This is a genomic window from Desulfomarina profundi (genome assembly GCF_019703855.1).
GTDB lineage: Bacteria > Desulfobacterota > Desulfobulbia > Desulfobulbales > Desulfocapsaceae > Desulfomarina > Desulfomarina profundi.
Genome location: NZ_AP024086.1, coordinates 2,265,649 through 2,288,539 on the forward strand (window position 1 = coordinate 2,265,649; position 22,891 = coordinate 2,288,539).

Sequence of the window (22,891 nt, forward strand, 5' to 3'; positions counted from 1 at the left end):
GCCCGATAGTATTTTGACACCCTGTACAGAGTGTCAAAATACTATCATCTGTTTATACAATTTCTTTCTTTACGTCCTTATCCCCGTCAAAACCATAGGCAAACATGGGGACATAAATCAATGTCAGTAAAGTGCCGACAATCAGGCCACCGACGGCCACATCAGCCAAAGGAGAGAGACGTTCAAGGCCTACAGCCTGTTCAAGGGCTATGGGAATCATACCGGCAATTGTTCCAAATGCCGTCATCATCACCGGCCGAAAACGAACCTTAACGGACTCAAGGGCTGATTCGAAAGCAGACTCTTTCTTCCGGTAATGTTGGTAAAAATCAATGAGCAGAATGGAATTTTTTATGATGATGCCAAACAGCAGCAGAATACCAACCATGGACGGCATACAGCTTGGTTTGTTAAAAAGAAGCATTCCCCAGGAGGCACCGATCATCGAAAGTGGCAGGACTACAATCATAATCAGCGACATTCGCACGGATCGGTAAATAGCAATAAGTGCCATGGTCAGTATTATAATTCCGGTGCCTATGGCTTTCAGCATCCGCTTGAAAGAATCATTGAGCTGGGCAATATCACCTTCCTGACTGATTATCATCCCACTGCTTTTAATTTCCTTGAGAACAGCGTCAGCGTCCGCCGTAATATGAGTAACGGGACGCAGGCTGCGATAACCGGAAACATCGAGACTGTAGAGCATTTTATCCCTCTCGATCTTGGCCGCGGTCAAACGTTGATGAATATCGGCAACCGCTTCCAGCGGCACACTGCCGTCTTTGGTCTGGATAGGCAGTAACCGCAGGCTCTGCAGATTTGCATTAAACTCACCTTTCAGATACAGACGTACCGGTTGGGTATTCATGGTGGCAAAGTCACCAAGCAGAGAGACAACCTGCCCTTTGATCGGAATCTGGCTTGCGATGGCAACAGGCGTCAACCCGTAACTGAGTGCTTTATTGGTGTCAATTACAACTTCGGCCTCATTAAAATCGCGATCCCAGGAAAGCGACATACTTGTCAGGCCCTTTATTCCTGTCAGCTTTCGAGCAATTTTATGGCCCATCTGCGGCAGATCCCGGTAATCGGGAGCCTTAAGGCGTACATCAAGAGGTGTTTTTATGGAGGACAAGGCTGTGGCTCCAAAATCATACACATCGACACTTTTCACCCCCTGGAGTTTATTTAATTGATCCCGGATTTCATCCTCTATCTGCCACAGGTTTTTTTCCCGTTCAAAACGATTCACACAGTTAACAGTAAACGTTGCCTCAGCAGGGAGATTACCACTGCCCAGAGAGAGTACTCCCGCTTCACCGCCAAACGCCACCGAACTCATCACCACTTCGTCCTGACTGTGCAGCCAGTTCAGAAAGGGTTTAATCCGTTTTTCCGCACTTTCCACCGTGTCATTTGCGGAAAAAGCCACATGAGCCTTGATGATACCCGTATCCATGGGCGGCATCACATCTTTTCCGATGACAGGCATTATATTCTTCAGGCTGAGTACCAGAATGAGCAGTACACCAAAGGTGAGTGCAATTTTTCTTACAACTGAAAAACGACCGTTGGAAAAACGAAGAACACTCTCATAGGGACCAACCAGCTTTCCTATGGTATTGTCATAGATCGACTCAAAGAAACGTTCCACACGATTCTTCTTTATACCTTTTCTGTACAGATACACTGACAGTTTGGGGATAAAGGTAATGGAGATAAAGTAAGACACGAGCAGGGCGATGATCAGTGTCTCGATCAGGGGTCTGAAAATATGTTGTGGAAAATCACCCACAAACATCAGGGGAAACATAATTGCAATAGTGGCCACAGTTCCCGCAAAGATTGGCGCTATCACCTCTTTGGTCCCTTCCTCAATGGCAGTTGCCAGATCTTCATGCAACTCACCCAGATGTCGCTCAATATTCTCCAGCACTACCACGGCATCATCAACCAGCATTCCAAGTGCGAGAATTATGGCAGTATAGACAACAATATTTAACTCACCTCCAAAGAGGTAGATCATTGCCATGGTAGAAAAAAATACCAGAGGAATGGACAATCCAGCCGCGAGGATGGCTCGAAAATTACCGAGAAAAAAGAGCAGAACCAGGAGGGTGTAGAGAATGGCGTCCCGCAATGCCTCCAGCATGTTGGTGTTTGCAGTTTCTATAAGGTCTCGCTGGGTATCGGCAATTTCAAAACTGATCTCAGGATATTGCACTTTCAATTTTTCAACAGCTGCCCGGGCGGTATTACTCACCGACAGGACAGAACCTCCTGGCGAACGTTGAATGGCAAGGGCAATTGCTTCCCTGCCGTTACCCATATAGCCGGAAAAACGTTTCTGGGTAGACCAGCTTATATCTGCGACATCCCCCAATCTCAGGTTAGGGGAGACTCTCAGCATTGACAGAGCCTCAACCGTAGTATGCTCGCCGTAATAGGTGAGGGTAAAAAATCCGTCACTTCCCTTGACAAAACCGAGCGGCATATCCCGATTGGCCGCCATAATGGTTTTGGTGAGAGTATCCACACTCAGTCCATAGCGCTGCAGACGAAGAGGATCAACAGCTATAACCAGAGCACTCTGATGGCCTCCGAAAACTTCTACATTACCGATACCGGGATTGGAGAGCAGGGCCGGTTTAATGAATGAATCAGCAATTTTTCTGATATCACCAAGACTTAAAAATTCACTTTTGGGACTCAGGGCAACGACTTCAACGGGAAGAGTAAAGGATCCAGCCGTATAAATTGCAGGATTGACGGTTGACGGCAGATTGGCCCTGGCAATTGATAAGGCATTAGCAACATCGACTGCGGCAGCATTCAGCCCTTTGGTATATTCAAATTCAGCTTTTACTATTGAAAAATTGGCAACATTAACTGAGCTGATTTCACGTATTTCACTCAAGCGGGCGATCTCATTTTCGATGGGCTTAGAAACCGTGCTGGCAGCTACCTCGGCAGTTGATCCCGGCACCTGGGTAATTACAATGACCTGGGGACGATCAGCGTCGGGAAACAGATTTTTGGGCATGGTTATCAAGCCGATAACACCAAGCACAAAAAGAAGAGCAATGATTGAAAACAGCAGATGTGGCCGTTTATAAAAGAAATTAAACATTTTTCTTTCCGCAAAAAAGGTTAAAAACTGAAATCAGAGAGTCAGTTAAGAAAAAGTTATCCCTGTATTTTGACAGGAACTCCGGCCAGCAGTTTAAGCAGAATGTCAGGTTTGGCACTGATCACCTTCCGCGCCATCAGACCTTCAACGACTACCCCTTCCGTACCACTGGCAACGACTTTTACCGGAACCGGACGGGTGGACTCCCCATCGGGCACAAAACAGAGACTCTGCCCTTCTTTCTGCAGGAGCGCAGACTGAGGAATCATTGTTCCGGAACCCTGGTATATCACCAACCGAACCGGCAATCGCTCCCCGGAGTTCCTTTTGGTTTCCACATCCGCTCTGTACTCATCCAATCCTCTGTAGGTATGATTAAGTGCAACCAGGGGATAGGTTCGATTTTCAAAGATCACCTTCTTTGGTACAATATCATTGGCAGAACGAATGAGAAGGTACTTGCCGCTGTTTGCCTGGATGGAGAGCAATGGTTTGCCTGGCATGGCTATAACGCCCACGTTGGCTGAGGTGGAACTCACCATGCCATCAATGGGAGAAACGATAACCGCGTAACTCAGCAGATTGGTAAGTTCCTTGTTGTTTTGCTCGAGAATACCTTTTTTACCCATCAATCCCTGTAATGCGGCCCTCATGGAAGCAATCTTACTCTTCTCCGCGTCATACTGTTCAACGGAAGCACCACGGACATCAAGCAGCTCCTTGGTGCGTTTATGAGTGGAAATCATGTTATCAAGACCAATCTTCTGTGCATTGATATCTGCTTCCAGCGAGAGAATCTGTAACTTAATGGCCTCCTTTTTAGCGAGCAGTTCATCATGATCCAGTGTCACAACCGTCTGCCCCTTTTTGACCATATCACCACTTTTCACCATGCTGGTAATCCGGGCAGAAAGTTTGGAAGAAAGTTCAACATCGAGATCGCTTTGCACCTGTGCAAGAGCCGGCAGGGTCAGGGCGATATTTTCAGTTTGCGGTGTAACTGTTGAAACAACCTGATGGTACACCTTCATGGGTGGAATGTGCGCCATGGCCTGTTTTTTCTTTTTCAGTACTTTTACTCCACCACCAATTAATACTATCGCTAGGATAATCCAGATAATTTTTTTCATTTCACCAGCTCTTTCAAATTGTTGCCATACAGCACCGCCAAGGTGGCAAATGTTTCCCACCAGCGGGCTTCTGTCAGATAATAACTTGCCTCAGCCGATAATACTTTTTCCTCATTGCGGAGATACTCTTCCTGAACCATTCGTCCACTTCCATAGGCCACTTTTGCAACCTTGAGAAGCTCACGCTCATGCTCAACACTCTTTTTTGCCAGCTCTTTTGAATGATCAAGAAGCTTCAGAGTTCTGCTGAGATCATCGGCTTTTGCCTGTAGTTCGATTCTGGTCTGGGCTAAACGGTTTTTCTCCCGGCGCAGATCAATTTTTGCTTTCTCAATGGCGGTATAGGCAGGTTTGTTGAAAATCGGCATCTGCAAGCTGATTCCGTAACTGCCATAGTCACCATCTATATCCTCCCCGGTATTGTACCCTTCCCCGTAGTTTTGAAACCAGCGGGCGGTACCTACAACCCTGGGATACAGTTTATCTTTGGCTGCCTGGACCCCGTATTCCCTGGCCTCAATGCTTTTTTCAAGAGGCTTCAGAGCAAGAAGTGTCTCAGTCTTCAGCGTATCAACCCTGGCAAGTGGAACAGGGTCTGCCAGCAAAATACCTGTGAGGGATTGAATGTTTTTCCTCAACCCGCTCTCCTGCTGCATGGTCTGATTATAAACCAGATCAATCTGGTTTATGGCCTCGTCCATACGCACCAGCTCAGATTCCGGTAATCGCCCGCTTCTTACCTGGTTGGCCACATCAGCCCTGGTTTTTTCAAGAGAAATTTTTCGCGAATCCAATGCTTTTTTCAGAGAACTCATATGCACCAGATGAGCATCGGCAGTAACCAGAACAGCCTGGTGCTCAAGGAGATTAAGCTCTTTTCTGATACGAAAACTATCCGCCATGCTTTCTGCCTGTTTCCCAAGCGAAAACAACTCTTTAATGAATAAAGGCAGGGAGAGCTGACCCCCAAAACGAGTTATATCATCGCTGAATGGTAAAGTCCCGTGATTCGCCAGTATCCGCGCTGTCTCGGTAGGAGCCACCGGCCTCCAGTTTGTAGGAGACGAATATCTGTCATAACCAAGGATACCTGTGAGTTCAGGATAAAACCGATCATAAACCGATTGAGCCCCCAGTTCAGCTGACCTGGTTTGTAACGTATCCAGTTGGGTGACGGGCTGTTTTTGAAGAGCATCAAAAAGATCCGTAATAGTTATTGCACCGGCCGAACCCGTTCCGCAGAGAAGAATCAATCCCAAATATGCCAAGATTTTCATGAAATTTCCTTTAGTCGTCTCATTTCCCGTCTTTTCCTCAAATCAGCTTATCCACTCTTCCACTTCTGCCTGGTTCGGAGCCCTGCCGACACATTTGACCTCTCCGTCAACTACTACCGCAGGAGTTGAAAAAATACCCAACTGAGCCATTTCCTGAAAATCTGTGACTTTAACTATTGTCGCATCGACACCTTTACTGTTGACAACAGCCTCAACGATTTTCTGCGCCTGTTCACAGGACGCACACCCCGGACCACATACTTTAATTTCCATGACTTTCTCCTTTTCAATTTGGAACCAACAGTTGAGATTACAGTTCTTCAGTTTTTTTGAAGAGATGAAATAAAATCTTTTGCATTGTCGCCTCGGAGATTTTCCGCAAGTCCTAATAGTCCATCCGTTAGATATTTTGCTTTAATTCCACGGGAACGAAGGTAAACCATGGCAATAGCAGCTCGATCTTTGTGCGGACATGCAGTTACAACGATCTTATTTGAATCAATTTCCGCTAATCTTCGGGGAAGCTCATTAAGTGGGATATTTTTAGACGGACCAACCGTCCATGCTGCGTATTCTTCTGGAAATCTTATATCTATGAGTTGAGCCTCACCCTTCTTCAACACTTCTATGAGCCTCTTGCTATTAATTTTCATATCTTTGCGTGCCTGATAATTAAAGTTGGAAATATAGGATTCCAGTTGATTGTCAGATGCAAAAGCAGGCACACACAACCCAACCAGCAATACAGCAATAAATAATTTCTTCATACTTTTCTCCTGATTATGTACAAAACTCAGCTTGGCACTTATGAGTTTCACGAGTATTGATGTTGCCAAACACTGACAATTCATTATTTTCATATCACCAGGTTAAACAGATAACCGGTAAATAAAATTCCCGTACCAACCACAGCAATAAAAACAGCGATGAGTTTGGGTTTTAACACTTTTCGTAAAATAACCATTTCAGGCAGGGAGAGTGCTATAACACTCATCATAAATGCCAGGACTGTTCCAAGGGCCGCACCTTTACCAAGTAGAGCCTCAACAATCGGCACAATACCTGCGGCATTGGAGTACATGGGGATACCGACAACCACAGCTGCCGGAACTGACCACCAGGCATCTTTCCCCATGATTGAAGCCATAAATGTCTCGGGAACATAACCATGAATCAATGCTCCGACTGCAATCCCCGCCACCACATAGATCCAGACCTTGCCAACGATATCTCTGACAGCCTCACGACCACGTTCTACCCGGTCACGCCATGTCAGTGTTTCTTCCATGACCACCGCTTCACCGGCACGTAATTCCTGCACCCAGTCCTCAATCCAATGCTCCAGTTTAAATCGGCCGATAACCCATCCCGCCACCATGGCAATAAGCAGACCGGTAACAAGATAGAGCGCAGCAACTTTCCAGCCAAGTAAACCATAAAGCAGAACCAGGGCAATTTCGTTTACCATTGGTGCCGCTATAAGAAATGAAAAAGTGACGCCAAGGGGTATGCCGGCTTGAACAAATCCAAGGAAAAGAGGAACTGCAGAACAAGAACAAAAGGGAGTCACAATCCCGAGCAGAGCCGCCATGACATTACCCGCCGTTTCGCGTTTACCGGCGAGGTATTTTCGAGTTCGTTCCTGGGTAAAAAATGAGCGAACCATACCAATAATAAAAACAATCAAGGTCAACAGCATCATAACCTTAGGGGTGTCATAAACGAAAAACTGGACCGCCTCACCAGAGTGACCGCCTTTTTCCAGGCCGAGCAAAGAATACGAAAAAAAATAGGAAAATGGTTCAAGTTGCTTATAGACTACAAACCAGATTACCAGTCCGAGCAGGCCAATAAGTGTAACCCTACCCATACTTGGTTGTTTCATTTCAGAAGAAGATATTTTATCAACGGGTTGAATAGATTCCATGGTTCTCTCTCACTATTATTTTGGACAACCGTCTCGCAATACTGCCACATCAGGTAGTATTTTATGCATCCGGTTCAGTTCTTTGTCATTTTCCAGCCAATGCCGTAACTCCAGAAGCATGGTTTCGGCATAAGCTGATTCGCTGCCGTCAGCCAACTTGTAAATAATCCAGGTACCCTGCCGTTTCTTTTCCACCAAACCGGCATCTTCAAGAAGCTTCATGTGTTTGGATACCGTTGATTGGGCAAGACCAAGTAATCCCTGGATCTCACAGACGCAGAGTTCATTATTCTGCAACAACTTCAGAACCCGGACCCTATTTGGGTCGGATAATGCCTTCATGACTCGTATAAATGATTTCATCACACCTTACCCTGCATTTATTCACATATCGCCATTTGACGATCAATATAACTCACCTCCCACTTGTGTCAAACTTTTTTTGATAATTTCTGCAGGCAAATCAGATTATTTATCCTGTCCGGTCTTGATTCTTTAGTATGGTACAGGCATTACTGTTAACATAAGGCCAATAATACTATTGAGAAAAAATGTATAAAATGAGTACGTTACGTATTTCAAATATGCGAAAGCAGACATTAACCAGGAATTGTAATCCAAGGATTTTCTGATTACCCATAAAACTCAGTCAAGTTGGAGATGTGCTTGATAAAACAGGCACATCTGCTGGCTCGCAAATGTCAGGCTGATTTCGTACGCAATCAGGAAGGACTTTGCTCTTAAAAGAGAACAATAATGAAAAACAACTCGAGAAAAACATTGGAAAAAAGACGAGGTAGATTTTTTGATAAAACAACGATCAGTACAGTTTACTGCAGAAAGAGTATAGAAGATGGCGTCGCCTGGACTGCCCCTGGGTGAACATTGTGTAAATTTATCCGGGTCACTGATAATTGTCTCATTGTTTGTGTTCTATAGTTATTCTCAAAATTGCCACAATGTTCATAGAAATGCGGGCTAGTACATATATTTCAAGATACCCACGGCAGCCAGGGACGGACAATAAAATAGAGCCCCAGTATACCAATCACTACACCTGAACCTTTACGGAACCAGACCCCTTTCTTCTGAAAAGAAGAATTTGCCAGCATCCTTTTGACCGTTGCTGCTGAACTTCCGGCAATAACAATAGGGGTGCAATGACCGATAGCAAAAAAGGTGAGCAGTAAAAGCCCGGTTACAATTTTTTTCTGAACGGTGATAATTGCCAGAATCGGTGCAATGAAACCAAAGGTGCAGGACCCGGATAAAACACCGTAAGCAAGACCAAGAATAAAAGCACCAGCAAGTCCATGCAATTGTAATTTGCCAAGAATATTTGGCATCCTGCATTTTGCAATTCCCAACATGTCTACAGCAACCCAGATAAGAATTCCACCCAGCAGAAGGGTCCAATACGGGCCGACATCTCCAAGCATTCGGCCAAGTAGAAGGCAGATTATTCCAACAATGGCAATAGTAATAAACAGACCAAGAGTGAAAAGAACGGCATAAGGAACAGCATGTTTTCCCTCGAGAATTGACCTCTGGCCACCGACATACCCGATAATAAGAGGAATAGAGGCCATATGACAGGGAGAAAAAAGGACACTGACAACTCCCCAGGAAAAGCAACCTACTACAGCTATGGCCAGCCCTCCGGCCATCCAGGAATTAATGGCAAGAAATATTTGATCAAACATCTGATTCTTCCTTTATTGCAGTAGGACATCAAGTTTTTGCTTGATAACTTTTTTTTCAAGAAATCCTGCATGACGCCAGATTTCTTTACCTGTAGCATCAAAAAATATCTGGGTCGGAATGGCTCGGATACCGAATCTCCTCGCTGTATCTCTCTTTTTGAATACATCAACAAAAAGGATTTCAACCCGCCCTTTATATTCCTGTCGGAGTTCTTTGAGAATCGGTTCCATCAGTTTACATGGAATACATGTTGTTGAACCCAGATCGACCATGGTCACCGTATCCTTTACAGGAATCTCAGGCGCACACCAGGCCGCCTGTATGGGGAAAACAAAAAAAAGGGCTACCACTGTAACTATTTTCTTTATATCATGCATAATATTACCTTAATTCGAAGAACGGCAGCCGTTGTTTGAACACAATCTTGCCGATTTTTACTGTGATATCTCGAGAAATAATTCCTTTTAATCAGCTCATTTTATGTCACGGACCATCCGAACATAACCTTTGTTTCCCAAAACCAGGTTAAAATCACCTCGACAAAAACATTCAAGTTCCAGCTTAACGGGAACGGTTCCTCTCTTTTTATCAACCAGCCAATACCTACTCTCCAGTTTGGGAAACTGGCAATCATTATTTCCCTGAATAGAGATAATCCCTCGGAGTTCAAGACTTTCCATAGTGGTTGGAAGACGCCAGTCTGTGTAGTTTCCAAGGTTCAGCTTATTACCATATACTTTGACATCTTCAATATCTGAATATCTTTTACTTTTATCAATTTGCCACATCAGCCCTTTTTCCTGATCGAGACAGATTCCGTTACCAATATTTTTTAATGAACCTCCATTGGCAACTGTATGAATTTGCAGCAAAGAAAAACAGACAACCATAATTCTACAGATCTGAGTAAAATGTGTTGTTTTCATGAAACTCCTTTTTACATTAAAAAATGCTTTTCTTTCGCCCGGTTTGAAAAAAAATGTTAATTTTGCGAAATACTCCGATGTGCTTCAAAACGTGACATAGGGGATAAAATTCACAACACAGCTGATACAAAATCAAGCATCTGTCATTTTTCTGATATCCTTGATAATCAGATCTGCAATTTCGTTCATTTTCTGTTCATCAAAATCGGGCCCAGGCTTTTTCTTGAGAGAAAAATTATCATCAAGTGTGTAATAGAGATCCATCGACAGCCCGGCTTTTTCACAGGTCAACCCCAGACATTTGCCTTTGCAACCATCGATAACCACCTGATAGTCATCGTACAACATAACCTGGCTTGGCCCCTCTACTTCCGGGTACAGCCCGATGGGACAGCGCATAAAAGCGCTTGGAATTTCACTTACTATTTTCCTGGCTATAAAACCGGTCATTTGTCCGATATTGGAACTACCAAAACAACCGTTAACACCAATGGTTTTTCCAAATTTTTTATGCTGGTTGGTAATAGTATCCGCTGCATCCGGATTATTGATCTGGGAAATCAGTTTCTTTTTCATTCAATTCCTCCATATTTCTTTTTTGCAGAACGCTAAACAACTCATTTGATTAATTGAACCATTGTTCTATCCTGGATGACATTTTCCAAATAATCATCATCAGGGAGACCTGGAATATCGGTACTATGGTAGAGGGCAGGATAGATAATCCTCCAATTGATGAAACGGCCAGGGCCAGAGCAATACCATGATTTTTTGCTGTTGTAGCAAAACCAATGGCAATACTGTCCTGATAGGGTATCATCGCTTTTTTTGAAACAAACAGTGAAAGAACGAGTAACAGCGGATAAACCAGAACAATAGAAATGAGTAAAATCCCGACAAGATGGAGATTGTCCACAATAGCACTTGCCTGTCCCCCAACAGCAATAAATATGACCATAAACATACCCACGCTGGAGATAGGCGGCAAAAAAGGTTTTATTTCTTCTTTAAAAAACTTCTTACCGTATTTGCGACAAATGAGTAACTCCCGAATACTGACTCCTACGACCATGGGCAGTACAATGATCAACATAATTTTTTTCCCAAAAAACCAGAAATCTACAGAAACATAGGTCCCGACAAGAAGTGTCATCCAAAGTGGAATTGCCACGGTCGCCAGCAGAAAACTGACCACCTGAATTACCAAGGCCGTTTCTGTTTTTCCTCTGGACATTCCCGTCCATGCCACCATCATGGATGAACAGGGCACAGTTAATTTGAGTATCCACCCGGCAATAAACTGAGGGTCAAGCCCCTTGAAAAACAATGCGGCCCAGATAAAACCTATCAGAGGCGAAAGAACAAAATTAATCAGGGACGCAATAATAATTATTTTTTTATCCCGTATAACCAGCTTCAATTCTTTAACAACTATGGTCATCATCATCGGTAACAGCATGAGAAGAACAACAGGCAGAATCAACGGGTTAAGACTGCTTGTAAATGTATGATAATGAGTACCGACATAGAGTGCAGTGAGAATATCGAGTAAAGTGATCAGAGGAATATATTTTTTTAAAAACCTCGAAAAACCCTGCATGTACTTAACCACTGCATCCTCCCTGAAAAGCCCCTCAATAATACCTGATTACTCATTAGGCTCAGCAAAAATTCCTGTCTACTTCCTGCCACCTCGACATAAATCTTTTTTAAACTTGATCGCATCCGCTTATGCGGATACATTACTCCTATGAAAAACATAAAGCAAGCTTTCAACGTACAGAGTAATATAATCGTCTAAAAAGTCTTTTTCTAAATTCCATGAAAACGGGGGGCTACTTATAGACAAACCGTATTCTTGAGTTTTACTCCCATATTCAACAAGTTCAACATGACCGTTGCCGTCTGGAGTATCAACTCCGGCTAAACTCTGTTACAGTTGCCCTCCAGTAATTCGTAATAAAATCAGTATCTTTTAAAATACCCGGGAACCAACCATGAAACAAATCAGTTGCTCCGGACTGTTAATATCGATCATGATCGTTGCGGTGTTGCTTCTTTCGGGATGCGATGACGGCAAACCAGAGAATAACCAACAGGGTTCGGATCTTATACATCTGAAACAACTTGCCCCTCTGAAACAGACCAATACTGCTGAGCAGGAAAAAACCTTTAAAGTGGCAGTCGCAGCAATCCTTTCGCCACGGGGCACTGCCGACTCCTACCAGCCGTTTCTTAACTATCTTGCCCAGCGCCTTGCTACACCTGTTCAGTTGGTCCAGCGTCGCACCTATAGAGAAATAAACGATATAGTTGCTCGAAACGCAGTGGATATGGCTTTTGTCTGCACGGGCGCTTTTCTGGATGGCTTACGAAAAAACCAGATGAGATTACTCGCCGTTCCTCAGATACAGGGCAAACGAACCTATAACGCCCTGATTATCGTGCCGGCAACAGCAACAACCAATACCTTCGAGGAACTTCGAAACCATATTTTTGCCTTTACAGACCCTCTGTCAAATACAGGCTATCTCTATCCTCTTTCTCTTCTCAATAAGTATGGATGGACAGAAAAAAAGTTTTTTCGTCAGACGTTGTTTACCTACAGTCATGATCATTCCATAGCAGCTGTCTCCGAAGGTATAGCAGACGGTGCCTCAGTTGACAGCCTGGTCTACTCCTATGCTGTCAAACGGGATCCTTCACTGGCCAAACGCACAAAAATAATCCTTCGTTCACCAGATTTTGGCATGCCACCAATAGTCGTATCCACAAAAGCCCGCAAAGAAGAAATTAAAAAGATACGCACTATTCTGCTCTCGATGAATGACCACAAAGAGGGCAGTGCGATTTTGAAACAACTGGGAATAGATCGTTTTGTCCCACCCGATTATTCACTGTACCCAACAGGCAATCCCGTTTCAAGCGATCAATAATGTTTATATTGAGAAAAATCCATCAGTGCCTGATATCGGTTTCCCTGCAGACAAAAATTATCGGGATGGTTATCGGGTTATCCCTCAGCATGGGGAGTGCCCTCTCTTTTCAGGTTTCAAGGTATCTCAACGAACATGCAAATGCGTTTATAAAGGAAGAAAGTCGGTCTGTTGCTGCAGAAATTGTCAACAAAGTGCCGGATTACACCCTGATCAACGATCTTTACGGCCTGACAGGATATCTCTTGAATACCAAGGACAACAGACGGGATATCAGATATATAGCAGTACTTGACAATACAGGAAATATTCTTGCTCACACCTTCGGCAGCCAGTTTCCCACGGAGTTATATAAACACCTCCGCCAGGTTGCCAGACACCACCAGAAAACACAAACGATACAGACTGATGAAGGCATGATATGGGAAACCATTTCACCTGTTACCCAAAGCTGGAATGGCAGTGTCGCCGTGGGAGTTGTTGACAGCTTTGTTCGTCTTGACAATAAAAAGATGATTGAGGCTCTTTTTATGACCACATCACTGGTTGGAGCAATCGGCATCTTTTTTGCTGTGGGCCTGAGCTGGGTTATCGTTCGCCCCATTAAGGAATTACTACGGGCAACCAATGCCATCCGCCAAGGTGAATTCCCGGTAATGCCGGAATTACAATCCCCGGATGAAGTTGGAGAACTGACCCAGGCATTCAATGAGATGAGTGCCGGTTTCCAACTCGCTGAAGAAGCCAGAAAAGAAAAAGAGAATATTCGTCGGGAATTCCTGCAAAAAATCATCACAAGCCAGGAAAATGAACGTAAACGAATTGCCAGGGAACTCCACGACCAGACAGGTCAATCGCTGACATCGATAGGGATTGGACTGAAACTTCTCGAGCGAAACGCCACCTCTGAAAAAACGAAGCAAGATATACGACAACTCAAGATAAACATTGAAAATGAACTTGAAGCAATCCATAATATGGCACTGGAATTACGCCCCAGTGTCCTTGATGATATGGGATTGATTGCGGCACTGAACCTGTTTATCCAGAAAATCCATACAATAAAAGATGTGGATATCCAGCAGACAATCATCGGTTTCGCCGGACGCCGCCCCTCCGCGGTAATTGAGACCTGTCTATACCGTATCCTCCAGGAATCAATCCGCAATGCAATTAAACATGGGCGGGCCTGTCATATAAGTATATTGATCGAATGGGCTGCGGACAACACTTTACGCATGGTAATCGATGATGACGGTGACGGTTTTGATCCTGGTATCCTGCAGAATACTGAACGACTTGGTGTACGGGGTATACAGGAACGGGTGGAATTGGTGAACGGAGTTTTCCGTCTGGAATCAGAACCAGGTCAGGGAACCATGCTTGTGGTCACAATACCGACAGTTTCGGGAGGGAAAAATGGCGGATAACATTACCAGACTAATGGTTGTAGACGACCATATCATGCTTCTTCATGGTCTTTGCCTGTTTCTGAATGAAGAACCGGATATAGAAGTCATCGTCCAGGTAAGTAATGCCAGAGATGCTCTGCAACAGGCAGAAAGAGTGAAACCTGACATTATTCTCCTTGATATCACCCTGCAGAAAACAAGTGGTCTGGATTTAATTGAAGAATTACTTGATTTAACACCAAAAACACAAATAATCATACTGACCATGCATGACAATGCCCAGTACATGCAAAAAGCTTTAAAAAAAGGGGCACGGGGCTTTGTCTTAAAAAAAGGACTGGGAGAGGATCTGCTCTACGCGATTCGTTCGGTCATGCGTGGCGAAATATATGTCCATCCCTCTCTGGTAAAAACTTATATACCTGACGCTTCGGTAAAACATATCCCCCAGGCTGCCGAAGAAATTATTCGCTGGGGAGAATTGTCTGCCAGAGAGCAGGAAGTACTCATTCTGGTCGCTCGCGGCTATACCAGTAAAGAAATAGCAGAAAAATGTTTACTCAGCGAAAAAACAATTGCGACCTACCGTTCAAGAGGTATGGTTAAACTCGATATTGACAGACGCTCCGAACTGGTTCGCCTGGTTATGCGACTGGGAAAAATGGGTTAGCCCTCGTATTCTCAATAAAGATTTCATTAAGATCATACTTTCCCCCACGAACAACCTACTGTTGTCAGTTTTTCCCCTACAATAAACCATATTTTCTCCTCTTTTTCCTCATATCGAAAAAGCGTACACTATCCCAATAAATTCATAATTCGTTTTACACCGACCTGTAAGTAACGGAAAAAACAACGGCCCGGGTCTGCAATCACAAATGAAATACAGAATTGAAAAAGAGATTTTCAGGTTATTATTTTTTATTTTCTGATATTTCAAAAACAGGAGGATTAATCAATGGCTCTCATTGACATCAAACCGCACGAAATCAGAAAGCGGATGATTGATGACATCAGGCGTGCCCTGCAAAAACCTATACAGGACAGACGTTGGGTTATGGTCATCGACCAGGAAAAATGTGTCGGGTGTACGGCCTGTACCACATCCTGTGTTGCTGAAAATCACCTGCCCCCCGGTGTTGTCTACCGGCCGGTGGTGGAAGAAGAGCACGGTAATTATCCTAATGTCCGCAAAAGTTTTCTCCCCCGCCCCTGTATGCAGTGCGACGACCCACCCTGCGTCAAAGTCTGTCCCGCACACGCTACCTGGAAGCGAATGGACGGTATTATTGAGATTAACTACAAAAGGTGTATTGGTTGCAGATATTGTATCAGCGCCTGTCCATATTCAGCCAGAACTTTTGATATGGGCTATTTTTACACTGATAACACGCCAGAGATTATGCAATACGAAAGAGAACCTAATTTTGAATATGGTAAAGCATGGCCTCGCAAAGATCGGGAAAGTTCACCCGTGGGTAACGCCCGAAAATGCACGTACTGCATTCACAAGGTTGAAAAAGGTATGTTGCCGGCCTGTGTGTCTACCTGCATTGGTGATGCCACTTATTTCGGTGATGCCAACGATCCCAAAAGCCTTATTGCTGAACTTCTTGCTTCACCCCGCGCCAGGAAATTACGGGAAGAGGAAGGAACCGAACCGGCTACCACATATCTAGTCTAAGAGGAGGGAGGGAGAATGAAACGATTTATCAAATCAATTGTCTGGCTGCTTGCCGTTATCGGTTTTGGAGTCGGTATCTATGGCATGTACCTTCGCTTCACCACGGGACACCGACTGGCTGATTACGGCTCCTATATCCCCTGGGGACTCTGGGTGGCTTTCTATATCTATTTTATCGGTTTGTCCGCCGGTTCGTTTCTGTTATCCACACTGGTTTATGTTGCCAGGATTGAACGTCTGGAAAAGATAGGAAAACTGGCACTGTTTACCGCCTTCGGCTGTCTGGTGGCCGCGCTTCTTTCCATCTGGATGGATCTGGGTCACATGTTCCGGGTAGGAAATGTACTGCTCCACATGAACCTGAATTCAATGATGTCCTGGATGGGAATACTGTATTCATCCTATTTCGCCATTATCCTGGTCGAACTATGGTTTGCTCTACGCGTTGACCTGATTGAAACCGCTCAAACCGGCAACAGTGGTTCAGCTGCTTTTGCCAAATTTCTGAGTTTTGGCTCAACGGATACGTCGAAAGAGGCAAAAGCCCGCGACCATGCCAGACTCAGGGTTCTGGGAACCATTGGTGTCCCTCTGGCTATTGCCTTTCACGGCGGGGTTGGAGCACTCTTCGGCGTAGTTCAGGCCAGGCCACACTGGAATAGCGGCCTGATGCCGATTGCTTTCCTTATTGGAGCTCTCGCCTCCGGCGGCGCACTACTCACCGCAGTTGTCTATATCTGGGGACCGGACAAAAACAAACAGCAACTCAACGAGATAATGAAATTCCTGGGAAAAATAGTCTTGGCACTGATCCTTTTTGATTTTCTACTCGAAATTGCTGAATTCCTGGTTGGCCTCTACTCCCTCGCTCCAGCGGAACGGCTACCTTTAGAGGCAATTTTACATGGCCCATACTGGTACGTTTTCTGGATCGTTCATTTCCTGATCGGAGTAGTGGTACCGGTAATCATTCTTTTTGCCAGGGCGGTGCCCAAGGGACAACCAGACAAGTATGTAGGGGGATCCATAGCTTTTGCCTGCCTGCTGGTGGCCGTAACCTTTATCGCTGTCCGTTTTAATATTGTTATCCCGGCCCAGATAAACCCGGAAATTCCCGGCCTGGAATATGCCTTTGGCGGACCTGGACTGAAATTTACTTATCTGCCGAGTATAATGGAATGGCTTGTGGCTGCCTGGGTTACCTGCTTTGGAGTGCTCCTCTTTCTGGTTGGAGAAAAAATATTGCCAATCGTCAAGGACGACAACAGGGAGGTTGCTTAAATGAGTAATTACACAGGCGATAGTATGGAAAAAAACATGGATAAAAAAATTGAAATAGATGGAAAAAAATACACCATGAACCGACGTGGTTTCATGAAAAGCACTGCTTTTTTTGGCGGGGTTCTGGCGGCAAGTCAACTGATGAAATCCAATCTCTTCTCCGCTGGTATTGCCAAGGCTCAGGATAGCTTTGCAAATGTTTACCCGTTTGATAATCCGGAAAATATTATTTACAGTTGCTGTTTGCAATGTCACACAGCCTGTACCATAAAAACCAAGATCAACAATGGAGTGATGGTCAAAGTTGAGGGTAATCCGTACAGCCCCATGAACATGCACCCGCACCTTTCCTATGATATGCCGGTAGAAGATGCTGTTTACTATGACGGGCGTCTTTGTCCCAAAGGGAATGCAGGAGTACAGACACTCTATGACCCTTACCGTATCCGCAAGGTGCTGAAAAGAAAACCGGGAACAAAACGAGGAGAGAATCAGTGGGTAACTATCGAATTTGACAAAGCCATAAGTGAGATCGTTAATGGTGGTGATCTTTTCGGAGAAGGCCCTGTGGAAGGGTTGAAAGAAATTCTTGCTGTCCGGGACCCTGCTCTGATGAAAGCTCTGAAAGCAGATGCCGCCAAAGTGGCTAAAGGTGAAATGACTGCGGCTGATTTCCGGGCTGTTCACGGAAAAAATACAGAGCTGCTGGTTAATCCTGAGTTCCCGGATCTTGGGCCCAAAAATAATCAGTTTGTATTTCTGGGCGGCCGTATCGAACATGGCCGTAAAGAATTTGCCAAACGGTGGGTCAACGATTCTCTTGGTTCGGCCAACTGGTTTGAGCATACAACGGTCTGCGAACAATCTCACCACATTGCCTTTAATGAATCAACCAAACAGTACAAACATGGAAAATGGGGGCACGGCAAACATCATCTGAAACCGGATATTCCCAATGCAAGGTTTGTCATCTTTTTTGGGACCAGTCCTTTCGAAGCCAACTTCGGGCCTACAAACTGGATATCTTACATAACCAACGCCCAGGCCAGAAATGGCATGAAAATGGCTGTGGTCGACCCTCGTTGCAGCCACTCCGCAGCAAAGGCCAACTACTGGGTGCCAATCAAATGTGGTGGCGATGCCCCCTGGCACTTGGTATGATTCGCTGGATTATTGATAATAAAAGATTCAACGAACCATATATCCGGGCGGCAAACCGCAGTGCTGCCAAAAAAAGCGGTGACACCACCTGGACAAATTCTACCCATCTGGTGGTTCTGGATAAAAACAGCGGGAAAGGTACACGATTATTGAGGGGCAGTGATGTGGGTCTCGGCGGCGAACACGATTTTGTGGTCAGTGTCAATGGGCAACTGGTTGCTTTTGATCCATATAAAGAAACAAATCCTGTGGTCGGTGACCTGGAGGCCGAAGGTGAAATCAACGGTCTAAAATACAAGACTGGATTTGGGCTGCTCAGGAAAATTGTCAACGAGCACAGCGTTGAAGAATGGGCAAAAGAAGCAGGTCTTGATGATGCCACATTGTTGATCACCCTGGCCCGTGAATTCACCAGCTACGGCCGTCAGGTTATGGCCGATATGTACCGAGGTCCGGTTCAGCACACCAACGGATATCATAACGGCCGGACTATAATTGCCTTGAACATGCTGGTCGGCAACGGCGACTGGAAAGGCGGTATGCATCCCGGTGGCAGCCACTGGCATGAAGATGGCAGCAAAAAAGGCCAGCCTTTTCCTCTGAAAAAACTCCACCCCGGCAAACTGGGTAAATTTGGAATTAAAATCAGCAGGGAAGGCATCGCTTATGAAAAAAGTACGCTCTTTAAGAAAAACGGATATCCAGCACAAAGGACTTGGTATCCTTATACTGGCAGTGTCTATCAGGAGGTAATCCCCAGTGGTGTTGATGGCTATCCTTATCATTTGAAAGCGCTCTATCTACATAAAGGTACACCCGGTTTTTCTGTGCCGGGTGCCAACAATATCATTGATTACCTTCGCGATCCCAAAAAAATCCCCCTTCTTTTTGCCGATGATATCGTTATTGGAGAAACATCCATGTACTGCGATTACATCTTTCCCGACACTGCTATATGGGAAAGATGGGGGACACCACACATGACACCAGCCGTTTTAACTAACGGCAGTAAAGTACGACAGCCGGTAGTTGAATCACTGGTGGAGACATGTACGGTTTTCGGCAGAAAACAACCGATTTCCATGGAATCGGTCATGCTGGCCATTGCAGAAAAACTCAAGGTGTCCGGATTTGGTAAAGGTGGTTTCGCGCCAGGGCTGGATTTTCGTACCCGGGAGGATTTCTTCCTTAAAAGTGTCGCAAATATTGCTTACGGTGATCATAACGGCAAAGATATAGCCCCCCTGGCCTCCCAGAAAGAGATCGATGTCTTTCTCAAAGCACGACGGCACATGTCTCCGGCAGTTTTTGAGGAGAGTTACTGGAAAAAAGCGGTTGGCAGTAATGAAAAGATCTGGCGGGCTGTCATTACCGTGTTAAACCGCGGTGGCCGTTTTGAAGATGCATCAGGAGCCTACAAAGGAAATCATGTACACCATCAATTCAAGGGACAGTTCAATCTGTTTGCTGAAAATGTCGCCAGAGGCAAACATTCAATGACCGGAGAACATCTCGAAGGCATGCCTTTTTACGAACCGATTCTCGATGCAGGAGGGAACAAAGTAACCTTCAGTAAAGACTATCCTTTCCAGCTTTTCACTTACAAACACATTTTGGGTGGTCAATCAAGAACCATAGGCAATTACTGGACAATGGCTGCTGAAGCTGGCGAGAATTACATCTGGCTCAACAGTGTTGATGCCCGCCGACTGGGGCTTAAAAGCGGTGACTCAATACGACTGGTGAGTCCAACGAACACTAAAGGCCAGACACGGGTAAATAATTCATTTACCAAGGATATCATCGGCAAGGTGAATGTGATTGAAGGGATACGACCGGGAACCGTTTGTGCTTCTTGGAGTTTTGGCCATTGGGCCTACGGATCAAATGATGTTGAAGTCAACGGCCAGATGGTCAAGGGAGACAAACGCCGAGCCACCGGCATCTGCCCAAATCCGGTTATGCTGGTTGATCCCCAGGTCAAAAACATGTGCCTGACAGATCCCATTGGCGGTTCATGCTCTTTTTATGACTCCTATGTCAACATAGAAAAAGTTGCTTAGAAAAGAGATAAGATCACTTCATTGTACTGTTGCAGCTACTGCACATATCATCCAGTAAACCAGGACAGGCGTATCTGCCAGGTAGATTCGCCTGTCTTGTATAATCACAAATCCTGGACAACCCCTGATTTTTCGGAGAGGATAGCATGGCACGTAATTTGGGCAACTTTCTGACGTTGGCACTGATGTTCCTGGTGGTTTTACCATGCCAAGACTCTTGGTCCACTTCCCAGGTAACAGCAAACCCAACACGATCAGACATTTCCAACCTGATATTAAAGGCAGATCAGTCTTTTGTCTCCGGTAAATTCGAGGATTCTCAGCAAACCTTAAGGGACGCACTCAAGCTGTCTCCCTATAATAAAATGATATGGTCCCGTTACAAACAGACCGTTCTGGCCCGGGTGGGCAATGATTACCTGGTAACAATGCCCGAGAACCGCTATCGCCTCAGCCCTGCTGATCTTGTCTGCGCCCTTTCCGGAGGAGCAAAGAATTATTACCTGCTCGACGTCAGAGAAAAAAAGGAATTTGCCACCGGCCATATTCAAGGCTCAGCAAATATCCCTTTCCGTGAAGTGTTCAACCATCTTGACCAGCTTCCACAACCTGAAAGCAAGAGAACAATTGTTATAATCTGCCAGACCCAGCATCGAGCCAACCATGTACTGGTAGCCCTGCGTGAACTTGGTTATAGCAATACAAGGACCCTTCGTAACGGTTATTCAAACTACAAATCGTACATGACCAGCCGAAAAAATGACATATCTGTCCAATCAGCCTGTGCGTCACAAAACAAGGAAATAACCAAAACTAATAAGACTACACAACTGACTGGACTGCCTGCACCCGGTAAAATAAGTATTACAGCAGCAGATCTCCCTTCCAGCCAAGCCCTGCTGGCCGGAAATTTCCAACTTGCAGTCGATCTTTTGCAAAATATCCTGAAAGAAAACAACATCGACACCAGACTGTGGCAACAGTACGACCGGGCTCTGTTGGGGCAGGCTGGCGCCCAATATCTTCGTAGCATGCCCGATTCTCGACTGCGGCTGACTGTCGATGATTTTATCAGTCATTATCTCACCGGCGACAAACGCTATTGCCTCCTGGATGTCAGATCTCCTGCCGAGTTCGCCCAGGGACATATTGCAGATTCGATCAATATTCCTTTCCGTACTCTACTGCAACATCTCGACAAACTTCCCCCAAAAGATTCATCAAAAACTGTACTTCTTATCTGCCGAAGCCAGCACAGGAGTATCCATAACCTCGTCATTTTGAGGGAACTGGGTTACACACGGGTATTAAATCTCAAGGGCGGTTATAATGCTTATCTGAAGTGGCTGAAAAAACTTCCGTCAATCATTGAACAATCAAGCCCGGTTTATGGCATTCCAGAACCGACAGCCAATCCGGATTCAGGCGAAGAAGAGGAAGAAGATTTTGGCTGTTAGTTACGTGAACTTCACAACAACTAAACTCACATCATCTTCTGCCGGCTGATCACCACAACATATATCTATCTGCTTTTTGATCACTCCTCCAATAACAGCGGCTTTTTCTCTTTGGTGTTTTCTCACCAGGTCGATAAGCACTTTGCGGCAGGGAGTGCCGTCACCTTCTGCCTGCATTTCCCACAATCCATCAGAACCGATCAGAATAACAGCTCCATTGGGAATATCCACCCGGCTGTTGCTCTGGTACACATGTTCCGGGTCAACACCAAGTGCCAATCCTTCGCCATATAAGGAGATGAATTTATCTTTGACCGGATCATACAGCAGGGCCGGTGGATGACCTGCCCTGACCCATTCGATTCTTCTTTCATTACCATAAACGGAAAGACAGAAAAGCGTGACAAAATGGCCACTCTCCTTAACATCCATATGCAGAAGAATATTGACATCAGTGACAACCTGAGCCAACCGGCCAGGCTTCATTGCCCTTGCTCGTAGAAAAGAACGCGTGGAAGTCATCAACAACGCGGAACAGAGCCCATGACCACAGGCATCTCCGACAATAATATTCATTTTTGTTTTCGAATGACAGCAGACACCTCTAAAGTCATGGTAATCAAAAAAATCCCCTCCCAGTGCATCTGAGTACATTGTCCAACCGGCAATTTCTGCCCCTTCAACATACGGCGACCCCTGCGGTAACAATTGCTTACCAATCTGTGCAGCCATCCGCACACATGTCTCATTCGGCAGGCGACTGGTATCATCATTTTCCATAGTCATCATTATGCCTCATA

At 45.1% G+C, this 22,891-nt stretch carries 21 protein-coding genes; 8 read left to right on the plus strand and 13 right to left on the minus strand.

Features of this window, described 5'->3' with window-relative positions:
* Positions 1-52: 52 nt before the first annotated feature.
* The 12 genes from LO777_RS10415 to LO777_RS10470 form a co-directional block, all read right to left on the minus strand.
* Positions 53-3,133 (minus strand): efflux RND transporter permease subunit, encoded by a 3,081-nt coding sequence (locus LO777_RS10415; protein ID WP_228853850.1) that lies wholly within the window; start codon positions 3,131-3,133, stop codon positions 53-55.
* 56 nt (positions 3,134-3,189) lie between these two features.
* Positions 3,190-4,263 carry an efflux RND transporter periplasmic adaptor subunit gene (locus tag LO777_RS10420; RefSeq protein WP_228853851.1) on the minus strand — a complete coding sequence of 358 codons (1,074 nt, stop codon included), beginning with the start codon at positions 4,261-4,263 and terminating at the stop codon, positions 3,190-3,192.
* The gene (locus LO777_RS10425; protein ID WP_228853852.1) at positions 4,260-5,540 is read right to left on the minus strand and encodes a TolC family protein; all 1,281 of its coding nucleotides are present in this window, start codon (positions 5,538-5,540) and stop codon (positions 4,260-4,262) included. The genes LO777_RS10420 and LO777_RS10425 overlap by 4 nt, the downstream gene beginning before the upstream one ends.
* Before the next feature lie 42 nt (positions 5,541-5,582).
* On the minus strand, positions 5,583-5,813 hold the full coding sequence (locus tag LO777_RS10430) for a thioredoxin family protein (RefSeq protein ID WP_228853853.1): 231 nt from the start codon (positions 5,811-5,813) through the stop codon (positions 5,583-5,585).
* A 47-nt stretch (positions 5,814-5,860) separates the two neighbouring features.
* Positions 5,861-6,307, minus strand: coding sequence for a rhodanese-like domain-containing protein (locus tag LO777_RS10435; RefSeq protein WP_228853854.1), 447 nt, complete (start codon positions 6,305-6,307; stop codon positions 5,861-5,863).
* An 89-nt stretch (positions 6,308-6,396) separates the two neighbouring features.
* Positions 6,397-7,410 (minus strand): permease, encoded by a 1,014-nt coding sequence (locus LO777_RS10440; RefSeq protein WP_407929137.1) that lies wholly within the window; start codon positions 7,408-7,410, stop codon positions 6,397-6,399.
* A 72-nt stretch (positions 7,411-7,482) separates the two neighbouring features.
* Positions 7,483-7,830 carry an ArsR/SmtB family transcription factor gene (locus LO777_RS10445; RefSeq protein WP_228853855.1) on the minus strand — a complete coding sequence of 116 codons (348 nt, stop codon included), beginning with the start codon at positions 7,828-7,830 and terminating at the stop codon, positions 7,483-7,485.
* Between the two features lie 629 nt (positions 7,831-8,459).
* Positions 8,460-9,170: a cytochrome c biogenesis CcdA family protein gene (locus LO777_RS10450; protein WP_228853856.1), complete on the minus strand. Its 711-nt coding sequence runs from the start codon at positions 9,168-9,170 to the stop codon at positions 8,460-8,462.
* Between the two features lie 12 nt (positions 9,171-9,182).
* A complete protein-coding gene (locus LO777_RS10455; RefSeq protein ID WP_228853857.1) occupies positions 9,183-9,548 on the minus strand; it encodes a thioredoxin family protein in 366 nt (121 codons plus the stop codon).
* A gap of 96 nt (positions 9,549-9,644) precedes the next feature.
* Complete coding sequence (locus LO777_RS10460) at positions 9,645-10,097, minus strand: Lcl domain-containing protein (RefSeq protein ID WP_228853858.1); 453 nt, start codon at positions 10,095-10,097, stop codon at positions 9,645-9,647.
* A 132-nt stretch (positions 10,098-10,229) separates the two neighbouring features.
* On the minus strand, positions 10,230-10,673 hold the full coding sequence (locus tag LO777_RS10465) for a putative zinc-binding protein (RefSeq protein ID WP_228853859.1): 444 nt from the start codon (positions 10,671-10,673) through the stop codon (positions 10,230-10,232).
* Positions 10,674-10,722: 49 nt separating this feature from the next.
* Positions 10,723-11,709 carry an arsenic resistance protein gene (locus LO777_RS10470; protein ID WP_228853860.1) on the minus strand — a complete coding sequence of 329 codons (987 nt, stop codon included), beginning with the start codon at positions 11,707-11,709 and terminating at the stop codon, positions 10,723-10,725.
* A 385-nt stretch (positions 11,710-12,094) separates the two neighbouring features.
* On the opposite strand from LO777_RS10470, the gene LO777_RS10475 reads away from it, so the two are divergent.
* From LO777_RS10475 to LO777_RS10510, 8 genes are all read left to right on the plus strand, one after another.
* Entirely contained in the window at positions 12,095-13,033 is a 939-nt protein-coding gene (locus LO777_RS10475) for a substrate-binding domain-containing protein (RefSeq protein ID WP_228853861.1), read from the plus strand.
* The gene (locus LO777_RS10480; protein WP_228853862.1) at positions 13,033-14,463 is read left to right on the plus strand and encodes a sensor histidine kinase; all 1,431 of its coding nucleotides are present in this window, start codon (positions 13,033-13,035) and stop codon (positions 14,461-14,463) included. The genes LO777_RS10475 and LO777_RS10480 overlap by 1 nt, the downstream gene beginning before the upstream one ends.
* Positions 14,453-15,115, plus strand: a complete 663-nt coding sequence (locus LO777_RS10485; protein WP_228853863.1) for a response regulator — start codon at positions 14,453-14,455, stop codon at positions 15,113-15,115. The genes LO777_RS10480 and LO777_RS10485 overlap by 11 nt, the downstream gene beginning before the upstream one ends.
* A gap of 288 nt (positions 15,116-15,403) precedes the next feature.
* Positions 15,404-16,129 carry a 4Fe-4S dicluster domain-containing protein gene (locus LO777_RS10490; protein ID WP_228853864.1) on the plus strand — a complete coding sequence of 242 codons (726 nt, stop codon included), beginning with the start codon at positions 15,404-15,406 and terminating at the stop codon, positions 16,127-16,129.
* Positions 16,130-16,144: 15 nt separating this feature from the next.
* The gene (gene nrfD, locus LO777_RS10495; RefSeq protein ID WP_228853865.1) at positions 16,145-17,410 is read left to right on the plus strand and encodes an NrfD/PsrC family molybdoenzyme membrane anchor subunit; all 1,266 of its coding nucleotides are present in this window, start codon (positions 16,145-16,147) and stop codon (positions 17,408-17,410) included.
* The gene (locus LO777_RS10500) at positions 17,411-18,571 is read left to right on the plus strand and encodes a molybdopterin-binding domain-containing protein (protein WP_228853866.1); all 1,161 of its coding nucleotides are present in this window, start codon (positions 17,411-17,413) and stop codon (positions 18,569-18,571) included.
* Positions 18,538-20,634 carry a molybdopterin-dependent oxidoreductase family protein gene (locus LO777_RS10505; protein ID WP_228853867.1) on the plus strand — a complete coding sequence of 699 codons (2,097 nt, stop codon included), beginning with the start codon at positions 18,538-18,540 and terminating at the stop codon, positions 20,632-20,634. The genes LO777_RS10500 and LO777_RS10505 overlap by 34 nt, the downstream gene beginning before the upstream one ends.
* Positions 20,635-20,780: 146 nt before the next feature.
* On the plus strand, positions 20,781-22,091 hold the full coding sequence (locus LO777_RS10510; RefSeq protein WP_228853868.1) for a rhodanese-like domain-containing protein: 1,311 nt from the start codon (positions 20,781-20,783) through the stop codon (positions 22,089-22,091).
* Here the strand turns inward: LO777_RS10510 and LO777_RS10515 are convergent, their stop codons facing one another.
* Positions 22,092-22,880, minus strand: a complete 789-nt coding sequence (locus LO777_RS10515; RefSeq protein ID WP_228853869.1) for a PP2C family protein-serine/threonine phosphatase — start codon at positions 22,878-22,880, stop codon at positions 22,092-22,094.
* Positions 22,881-22,891 lie beyond the last annotated feature (11 nt).

Bases quoted from the DNA above. Each gene is read 5' to 3' on its own strand.
- LO777_RS10510 (WP_228853868.1), top strand. From the start codon at position 20,781: ATGGCACGTAATTTGGGCAACTTTCTGACGTTGGCACTGATGTTCCTG.
- LO777_RS10450 (WP_228853856.1), bottom strand. From the start codon at position 9,170: ATGTTTGATCAAATATTTCTTGCCATTAATTCCTGGATGGCCGGAGGG.
- LO777_RS10430 (WP_228853853.1), bottom strand. From the start codon at position 5,813: ATGGAAATTAAAGTATGTGGTCCGGGGTGTGCGTCCTGTGAACAGGCG.
- LO777_RS10515 (WP_228853869.1), bottom strand. From the start codon at position 22,880: ATGATGACTATGGAAAATGATGATACCAGTCGCCTGCCGAATGAGACA.
- LO777_RS10505 (WP_228853867.1), top strand. From the start codon at position 18,538: ATGTGGTGGCGATGCCCCCTGGCACTTGGTATGATTCGCTGGATTATT.
- LO777_RS10490 (WP_228853864.1), top strand. From the start codon at position 15,404: ATGGCTCTCATTGACATCAAACCGCACGAAATCAGAAAGCGGATGATT.
- LO777_RS10475 (WP_228853861.1), top strand. From the start codon at position 12,095: ATGAAACAAATCAGTTGCTCCGGACTGTTAATATCGATCATGATCGTT.
- LO777_RS10445 (WP_228853855.1), bottom strand. From the start codon at position 7,830: ATGAAATCATTTATACGAGTCATGAAGGCATTATCCGACCCAAATAGG.
- LO777_RS10420 (WP_228853851.1), bottom strand. From the start codon at position 4,263: ATGAAAAAAATTATCTGGATTATCCTAGCGATAGTATTAATTGGTGGT.
- LO777_RS10455 (WP_228853857.1), bottom strand. From the start codon at position 9,548: ATGCATGATATAAAGAAAATAGTTACAGTGGTAGCCCTTTTTTTTGTT.
- nrfD (WP_228853865.1), top strand. From the start codon at position 16,145: ATGAAACGATTTATCAAATCAATTGTCTGGCTGCTTGCCGTTATCGGT.
- LO777_RS10500 (WP_228853866.1), top strand. From the start codon at position 17,411: ATGAGTAATTACACAGGCGATAGTATGGAAAAAAACATGGATAAAAAA.
- LO777_RS10435 (WP_228853854.1), bottom strand. From the start codon at position 6,307: ATGAAGAAATTATTTATTGCTGTATTGCTGGTTGGGTTGTGTGTGCCT.
- LO777_RS10485 (WP_228853863.1), top strand. From the start codon at position 14,453: ATGGCGGATAACATTACCAGACTAATGGTTGTAGACGACCATATCATG.
- LO777_RS10440 (WP_407929137.1), bottom strand. From the start codon at position 7,410: ATGGGTAGGGTTACACTTATTGGCCTGCTCGGACTGGTAATCTGGTTT.
- LO777_RS10415 (WP_228853850.1), bottom strand. From the start codon at position 3,133: ATGTTTAATTTCTTTTATAAACGGCCACATCTGCTGTTTTCAATCATT.
- LO777_RS10465 (WP_228853859.1), bottom strand. From the start codon at position 10,673: ATGAAAAAGAAACTGATTTCCCAGATCAATAATCCGGATGCAGCGGAT.
- LO777_RS10460 (WP_228853858.1), bottom strand. From the start codon at position 10,097: ATGAAAACAACACATTTTACTCAGATCTGTAGAATTATGGTTGTCTGT.
- LO777_RS10425 (WP_228853852.1), bottom strand. From the start codon at position 5,540: ATGAAAATCTTGGCATATTTGGGATTGATTCTTCTCTGCGGAACGGGT.
- LO777_RS10480 (WP_228853862.1), top strand. From the start codon at position 13,033: ATGTTTATATTGAGAAAAATCCATCAGTGCCTGATATCGGTTTCCCTG.